Consider the following 7723-nt stretch of genomic DNA (forward strand, 5'->3'; position numbering starts at 1 on the left):
GGATCAGTACCCCCGACCGGATTCGAACCGGCGCTACTGCCGTGAGAGGGCAGCGTGCTAGGCCGCTACACAACGGGGGCTTGATCTTCTTTTGTGTGCCGTACTCGCGTACTGCGCTGGGGTACCAGGACTCGAACCTAGACTAACTGAACCAGAATCAGTCGTGCTGCCAATTACACCATACCCCACCAGAGTTGAAGCCCTGCGGGCCCTTCTCAGGCGTTGCGCCTCTCGGTCGGTCCCTTCCGAGGGGCTTTCGCTCCCTCGTCCGTTCCCTCCCGGGCGGCGCAGAAAGAACATTACCCGACGTCGGCCCTGGCTCCAAAATCGATAACCCCAGGCAGCGGCCGGGGGGCCTGCGGATGACCTCCGGGTACGCCGCGGGCCCGGCACGAAGCCGGGCCCGCGGCCTGCTCAGCGGCCCGCTCAGGCGGCCGGCAGGGCGTCCAGGGCGGCACGCAGCCGGCGCAGCGTCTCCGGGCGTCCCAGCAGCTCCATGGACTCGAACAGCGGCGGGGAGACCCGGCGGCCCGTGACGGCCACCCGCAGCGGCGTGAAGGCGAACTTGGGCTTGAGGCCCAGGCCGTCCACCAGCGCCTCGCGCAGTGCGGCCTGGATCGGCTCCGGGGTGAAGTCCGCGAGCTCCTCCAGTGCCTTGATGCTGGCCTCCAGCACCGGGCGGGCGTCCGCGGTGAGCACCTTGGCGGCGTCGTCCGGGTCGAGGGCGAACTTCTCCGGCGCCACGAACAGGAAGCCGGCCATGTTCACGATCTCGCTCAGCACGACCATCCGCTCCTGGGTGAGCGGCGCCACCTTGGCGAGCAGGTCCAGCTGCTCGGCGGTGGGCTCGGCCGGGAGCAGCTCGGCGCCCTGGAGGAAGGGCACCAGGCGGCGGACGAAGTCGTCCGGGGCCAGCCGGCGGACGTGCTCGGCGTTGATCGCCTCGCACTTCTTCAGGTCGAAGCGGGCCGGGTTGGCGTTCACCTTGGTGACGTCGAAGGCGGCGACCATCTCGTCCATGTCGAACAGGTCGCGGTCCTCGGCCAGCGACCAGCCGAGCAGGGACAGGTAGTTGAGCAGGCCCTCGCGGATGAAGCCGCGCTCGCGGTACATGTTGAGCGAGGACTGGGGGTCGCGCTTGGAGAGCTTCTTGTTGCCCTCGCCCATCACGTACGGCAGGTGGCCGAAGCGCGGGGTGGTGCCGTTGCCGACGCCGATCTCGGCGAGCGCGGCGTACAGCGCGACCTGCCGTGGGGTGGAGGACAGCAGGTCCTCGCCGCGCAGCACGTGGGTGATGCCCATCAGGGCGTCGTCCACCGGGTTGACCAGGGTGTACAGCGGGGCGCCGTTGGCCCGGACGATGCCGTAGTCCGGCACGTTCTCCGGCTCGAAGGTGAGCGTGCCGCGCACCAGGTCGTCGAAGCTGATGGTCTTGTCGGGCATCCGGAAGCGCAGGATCGGCTCGCGCTTCTCCAGCTTGTAGACGGCGACCTGCTCGTCGGTCAGGTCGCGGCAGTGGCCGTCGTAGCCGGAGGGCTTGCCGGCCGCGCGGGCGGCCTCGCGGCGGGCGTCCAGCTCCTCGGTGGAGCAGTAGCAGTAGTAGGCGTGGCCGGCCTCGTACAGGCGGCCGGCGACGTCCGCGTAGATGTCCATCCGCTGCGACTGGCGGTACGGCGCGTCCGGGCCGCCGACCTCCGGGCCCTCGTCCCAGTCGAGGCCGAGCCAGCGCATGGCGTCCAGCAGCTGGTTGTACGACTCCTCGGAGTCGCGGGCGGAGTCGGTGTCCTCGATCCGGAAGACCAGCGTGCCGCCGTTGTGGCGGGCGTAGGCCCAGTTGAAGAGGGCCGTGCGGACCATCCCCACGTGGGGGTTGCCGGTCGGGGACGGACAGAAGCGAACCCGGACGGCCGGGTCAGTGTTAGCCACGCTTGATCACCTTGTTGGTGAGAGTGCCGATGCCTTCGATGGAGACGGCGACCTCGTCGCCGACGTTGAGGGGGCCCACCCCTGCGGGCGTGCCGGTGAGGATGACGTCGCCGGGCAGCAGCGTCATGGCCTCGGAGATGTGGACGATCAGCTCGGCGACCGAGCGGACCATCAGGGAGGTGCGGCCGGTCTGGCGGAGCTCGCCGTTGACCGTGCAGGTGATCGCGAGGTCGCTCGGGTCGAGGTCGGTCTCGATCCACGGGCCCAGCGGGCAGGCCGTGTCGAAGCCCTTGGCCCGGGCCCACTGGCCCTCGCGCCGCTGGACGTCCCGGGCGGTGACGTCGTTGGCGCAGGTGTAGCCGAGGATCACCTCGGGCACCCGGTCCAGCGGCACCTCACGGCACATCCGGCCGATCACCACGGCGAGTTCGGCCTCGTGGTGGACGTCCGAGGAGAACGGCGGGTAGGCGATGTTCTCGGTCGGACCGATCACCGAGGTGGACGGCTTGAAGAAGGTGAGCGGGACGTCCGGAACGTCGTTGCCCAGCTCCGCCGCGTGCGCCGCGTAGTTGCGGCCGACCGCCACGATCTTGTTCGGGAGCATCGGGCTGAGCAGCCGGACGTCCTGGAAGCGGAAGCTCTCGCCGGTGGGCTGGGGCTGGCCGAACGGGTGGCCGGCCAGGGCGTGGACGACCAGCGAGTCGGGCTGGGAAGGGTCGCCCTCCACCACTCCGAAGGAGACGCTGCCGGCGGCAGGGCTCCCTTCCCGGACGGAAAACCTGGCAATGCGCACGGCTGGGCTACCCCTCGCTTCGTCGGCCGCCCGGGGCGCGCCCGGGCGCTGGTGGGCGCCCCGCCCACGGTGGGCGCGGCCCCGTCAATCGGCCTCCAGGCTATCGCGTGGGGCCCCGGCTGACCGCTTTGCCCCTGTTCGGGAGGATCGGGGCGGAACCCGCGAGCGGGCGGGTACGCCGAGGGCGCCGCCGCCACTGCTGTGACGACGGCGCCCTCGACGGAACGCTGCGGAGTCAGTCCCGCACGACGACGACCGGGGCGACCATCAGCTGGGTGCGGCGCGGGTTGGCGGTGACGGCCGGCAGCTCGGTGCCGTAGGTCACGACGTCCCCGGGCTTGCGGGCACCCGGGATCTTGCTGAAGTCCTCGACCGAGGCCAGCGTCGTCCGGCGCGGGTTCGCCGTGGCTCGGCTGGACAGCGTGGACTGGGTGGCCTTCTTCGCCTGGGACATCGAGAGCACCTCATGGTCATGGCCGGGCCGATGGGCACGACCTGATGGATTCCGATTGATTCGGAGGGGTTCTGGGCAGGCTGATCGGGGCCGTGCTCCGGAGACAGCCAGGTTACGAGATCTCTTTCCACAGAGACCGTGACCAAAGCTACACATTAGACTGTGATATTGCTCACAAAATGCCGAGCAAAACGCAGATATCCGACATATCGCCGCACCGGGATTTTCCGACATTCCGCTGATAAGGGGCATTCCGGAAGGTCTGCGACTCTTCCCGGCCTCGGGTCCGCTTGGCATGTATCCGGCGAGTGTCCGAAAAAGGCGGTATTCCGGTCCGGTTACCGCACAGTCCGTGAGATTGCGCAAGCGGTCGGTAGCGTCGGGGTCCTGGTTCCTGCGGCCCTTGTTGGGATTCCCCGGCTGTGCTGGAATGCGACGGACCGTGGGTAGGGAGTGGTCCACCCCGGTGCCCGCTCTCCCGGACCGGCCGGGGTGCGGATGGAAACTCGACACCGTCCAGGCCGTGGCGACGCGGCGGGACGCCCGGTCCAGAGGTTGCGACGCCAGTGCAGGGACGTTTCAAAAGGGGTAGCGGCGCCGCGGGTAACCCGGAGTCACGTGAGCCTGTGGCAGCCCCCCAACAGGCGGCGGCCCCCGGCGGCCCGGCCGAGCCGGTGACACCCGAGGCCCCGGGCCGCCCGGAGGAGGACGGCCAGGAGCGGAAGTCCACCCGGGACAAGCTCCGCACGTCCCTGACCCGGCGCCGAGCCACCGGTCTGAACCGGCTCGCGATGCGCAACTGGCGCATCCGCACCCGTCTGATCGCGCTGCTCGCCCTCCCCGTGCTGGTCTCGCTGGTCCTCGGTGGCCTGCGCATCCAGAGCTCGATGGAGAACTCGCAGCAACTCGCCCAGATGGCCAACCTGTCCGACCTGGCCAAGAAGGCGACCAACCTCGCGGACGCGCTCCAGACCGAGCGCGACATCAGCGCCGGCCCGATCACCCACGATCCGACCGCCCCGCTGGACGACGACATCGTCGCGGCCCGCAAGTCCACCGACGACCTGAGCCGCACCTTCACCGCGTCCTCCGACAAGTTCGAGAACCTCGAACTGTCCGGTGGAAAGGCGCTGTTGCTCCAGATCCGCAAGGACCTGAACTCGATCGCGGACACCCGCAGCCTGCCGTACCAGAACAACCAGAACATCCAGTCGACGATCACCGCCTACGACGTGATCATCCGCGACCTGCTGTCCATCACCCAGGACATCGCGCTCGCGTCGAACAACAAGGACCTGGTCGTCTCCACCCGCGCGCTCCAGCAGTTCTCGCTGGCGAAGAACGCGACCTCGCAGCAGCGGGCCCTGATCAGCGCCGCGCTCGCCAACCCGAAGACCCCCGACCTCAGCCCCAGCGACGAGTCCTTCGGTATCCGCCTGCGCAGCTCGTACGACAACGCGATCGCGAGCTTCAACAACATCTACACCGCGCACGACCTGGACAACCTGCGCAGCCAGTTGAGCTACAACTCGGTGGTCGCCGACGCCGACCGCTACGCCTCCACGATCCTCACCCAGAGCGGCATCCGCCAGACCGAGGCGGTCAGCTACAAGGACTGGTTCGAGAAGGCCAGCGCCAAGATCACCGCCGAGCGCCGGATCGAGTCCAAGCTCATCGAGAACCTGGACGGCAAGGCCGAGGACCTCCAGGCCCAGGCCGACGCCGACGCCCTGATCATCGGTGTCGCGATCGCCCTGGTGCTGCTCGTCGCCCTCGGTGGCGCCGGTCTGATCGCCCGCTCGATGGTGCGCTCGCTGACCCGTCTCCAGGCCGCGGCCGAGGACGTCGCCGAGCGCCGTCTGCCCGAGCTGGTCAAGACCCTCTCCGAGGCCGACCCGCACGACGTCGACACCACGGTCGAGCCGGTCGCCGTCGACTCCACCGACGAGATCGGCCACGTGGCCCACGCGTTCGACATGGTGCACAGCGAGGCCGTCCGCCTCGCCGCCGAGCAGGCCCTCCTGCGCGGCAACATCAACGCGATGTTCACCAACCTCTCGCGCCGCAGCCAGGGCCTCATCCAGCGCCAGCTGTCGCTCATCTCCGAGCTGGAGAGCCGCGAGGCGGACCCGGACCAGCTGGCCAACCTCTTCAAGCTGGACCACCTCGCGACCCGCATGCGCCGCAACGGCGAAAACCTGCTCGTCCTCGCCGGCGAGGACCCGGGCCGCCGCTGGACCCGTCCCGTCCCGCTGGTCGACGTGCTCCGTGCCGCCGCCTCCGAGGTGGAGCAGTACGAGCGCATCGAGCTCGCCGCCGTGCCGTCGGCCGAGGTCGCCGGCCGCGTCGTCAACGACCTCGTCCACCTGCTCGCCGAGCTGCTGGAGAACGCCACCTCGTTCTCCAGCCCGCAGACCCGCGTCCGGGTCACCGGCCACGCGCTGCCGGACGGCCGCGTCCTGGTCGAGATCCACGACACCGGCATCGGCCTGAGCCCCGACGACCTCGCCGAGATCAACGAGCGCCTCGCCAACCCGCCGACGGTGGACGTCTCGGTCTCCCGCCGCATGGGCCTCTTCGTGGTCGGCCGCCTGTCGCTGCGCCACGGCATCCGGATCCAGCTGCGCCCCAGCGACTCCGGCGGCACCACCGCGCTGGTCATGCTCCCGGTGGACGTCACCAACTCGGGCGACCGCCGCGGCTCCGGCCGAACCGGTTCCAGCCAGGGCAAGCAGCAGCGCGGGGCCGCCCCGACGCCGCGCCAGCAGCGCCAGGTGCCACCCGCCCGCCAGGGCGGTCCGGCCGCGCTCGGCCAGGGCCCGGCCGCCGGTGCCCCGCAGGGCGGCCGCCCGCAGCTCGGCCAGGGCGGTCCGGCCGGTCCCGGTCCGCAGGCCGGCCCGGGTGCGCCCGGCAACGGTCTGCCGACCCGCCAGGTCGGCCAGTCGCTGAAGGAGAACCCGGTCCCGCAGGGCGGCGGTCGGCAGGGACAGGGCCGGCAGCCCGCCCAGCCGCAGCAGAACCAGCCGCAGCAGAAGCAGGCCCCGCAGAACCAGCAGGCCCAGCAGCAGGCCCAGCAGCAGGCCCAGCAGCAGGCCCAGCAGGGCGGTCTGCCGCAGCGCGCCCCGGGCCGCCAGGGCCCGCCGCAGGCCGGCCCGAACGGCCTGCCCCGCCGCGGCCGCCAGCAGCAGCCCGGCCAGCCCCAGCCCGGCGGGCCGCAGACCGGTCAGCCCCAGCCGGGCCGGCCCGGTCAGGAACGGCCCCGTCCCGGCGGTGAGTTCGACGGCGGTCCGGGTGCCCGGACCGGCGAGCAGCCGCAGCACGGCCGTCCCGGCGGTCCCGGCTCGCCGCAGCAGGGTGCCCGTCCGGGCAACCGTCCGCAGGACGGCCTGCCGCAGCGCCGTCCGGCCCCGCAGGGCCCCGGTGCCCCCGGCCGGCCCGCGGCCCAGGGCCCGCGCGGTCCGCAGCGCCCCGGCCCGGACGCGCCGCAGCGCGACCGTCAGCCGCAGCTGCCGCCGCAGGCCCCGCAGCAGCCCCAGCCGCTGCCGTCGGCCGAGCCGGCGCCGGTGGAGAGCACCCAGCAGTTCGCCCGCCCGCGCTTCGAGGCCAGCCAGATCGACCCGCGCGACCCGCTGGGCCTCGGCCTGGTGGAGCCGGTGCTGCCGAACGTGCCGAACCCGCCGCGTCCGGAGCCGGTGCGCCAGGAGCAGGCCCCCCAGCAGCCGCAGCCGCTGCCGTACCAGGAGCCGATGGCGCTGCCGACCGGCCCGTCCGAGGCCACCGGTCAGCAGGGCGCCGGCGAGCAGCCCTGGTACCCGCAGGCCGAGGGCCAGCAGCAGGCGCGGCCGCGGCCGTACCAGCCGCGCCGCCCCGGCACCACCGCACCGGAGTTCCAGCAGCAGGCCCAGGAACAGCAGCCCCGGCAGGCACCGCAGCCGCAGGCCCAGGAGCAGCAGCAGCCCCGGCAGGCGCCGCAGCAGCAGGCCTCCCCGCAGGCTCCGCAGCAGCCGCAGGGCCAGCCCCAGCAGAACCAGCAGCAGCCGGGCAGCGACGACGCGCCCTGGCGTCCGTCCGCGAACGACGAGCGCTGGCGCCGCGCCGAGCAGATCCGCGAGCCCTCGACCAGCGGCGTCACCATGTCGGGCCTGCCCCGGCGGACCCCGCAGGCCAACCTGGTCTCCGGCACCGCCGAGGCCTCGCCGCTGACCGGTCCGCAGGTCTCCCGGGCCCCCGAGGAGGTCCGCGGCCGGCTGACCAACCTGCGCCGCGGCATCCAGCAGGGCCGCCGCGCAGGGGCCGAGCAGGCCGCCGGCCAGACGGGCTTCCAGCATGGTGCCCAGCAGGCCGGATTCGATAGTTTCGGTGGCCGGAGCGACGGCAACGGCGCAGATCACCAGGAGCGTTGAGTTGAACCAGATGAGCCAGGCCGCACAGAACCTGAACTGGCTGATCACCAACTTCGTGGACAACACCCCCGGGGTGTCCCACACCGTGGTGGTCTCCGCGGACGGCCTCCTGCTGTGCATGTCCGAGGGCTTCCCGCGCGACCGTGC

At 71.8% G+C, this 7723-nt stretch carries 5 protein-coding genes and 2 tRNA genes; 2 read left to right on the plus strand and 5 right to left on the minus strand.

Features of this window, described 5'->3' with window-relative positions; genetic code table 11:
- Positions 1–7: 7 nt before the first annotated feature.
- The 5 genes from AB0O11_RS26570 to AB0O11_RS26590 form a co-directional block, all read right to left on the minus strand.
- Positions 8–80: transfer RNA gene (locus tag AB0O11_RS26570), tRNA-Glu, on the minus strand.
- 36 nt (positions 81–116) lie between these two features.
- Positions 117–188 (minus strand) — tRNA-Gln (locus tag AB0O11_RS26575).
- 238 nt (positions 189–426) lie between these two features.
- Entirely contained in the window at positions 427–1926 is a 1500-nt protein-coding gene (gene gltX / locus AB0O11_RS26580) for a glutamate--tRNA ligase (protein ID WP_363391809.1), read from the minus strand.
- Entirely contained in the window at positions 1919–2719 is an 801-nt protein-coding gene (locus AB0O11_RS26585; RefSeq protein ID WP_363391811.1) for a fumarylacetoacetate hydrolase family protein, read from the minus strand. Before AB0O11_RS26585 ends, gltX begins: the two co-directional genes overlap by 8 nt.
- A 235-nt stretch (positions 2720–2954) precedes the next feature.
- Complete coding sequence (locus AB0O11_RS26590) at positions 2955–3173, minus strand: hypothetical protein (protein ID WP_363391813.1); 219 nt, start codon at positions 3171–3173, stop codon at positions 2955–2957.
- A 626-nt stretch (positions 3174–3799) separates the two neighbouring features.
- Between AB0O11_RS26590 and AB0O11_RS26595 the strand changes: the two genes are divergently transcribed.
- Both AB0O11_RS26595 and AB0O11_RS26600 read left to right on the plus strand, forming a co-directional pair.
- Positions 3800–7576, plus strand: a complete 3777-nt coding sequence (locus AB0O11_RS26595; RefSeq protein WP_363391815.1) for a nitrate- and nitrite sensing domain-containing protein — start codon at positions 3800–3802, stop codon at positions 7574–7576.
- Between the two features lie 10 nt (positions 7577–7586).
- On the plus strand, positions 7587–7723 hold a 137-nt coding region (locus AB0O11_RS26600), incomplete at its 3' end, for a roadblock/LC7 domain-containing protein (protein ID WP_329882915.1).

Origin of the sequence: Kitasatospora sp. NPDC093102, from assembly GCF_040683915.1 — a bacterium.
Taxonomy (GTDB): Bacteria; Actinomycetota; Actinomycetes; order Streptomycetales; family Streptomycetaceae; genus Kitasatospora.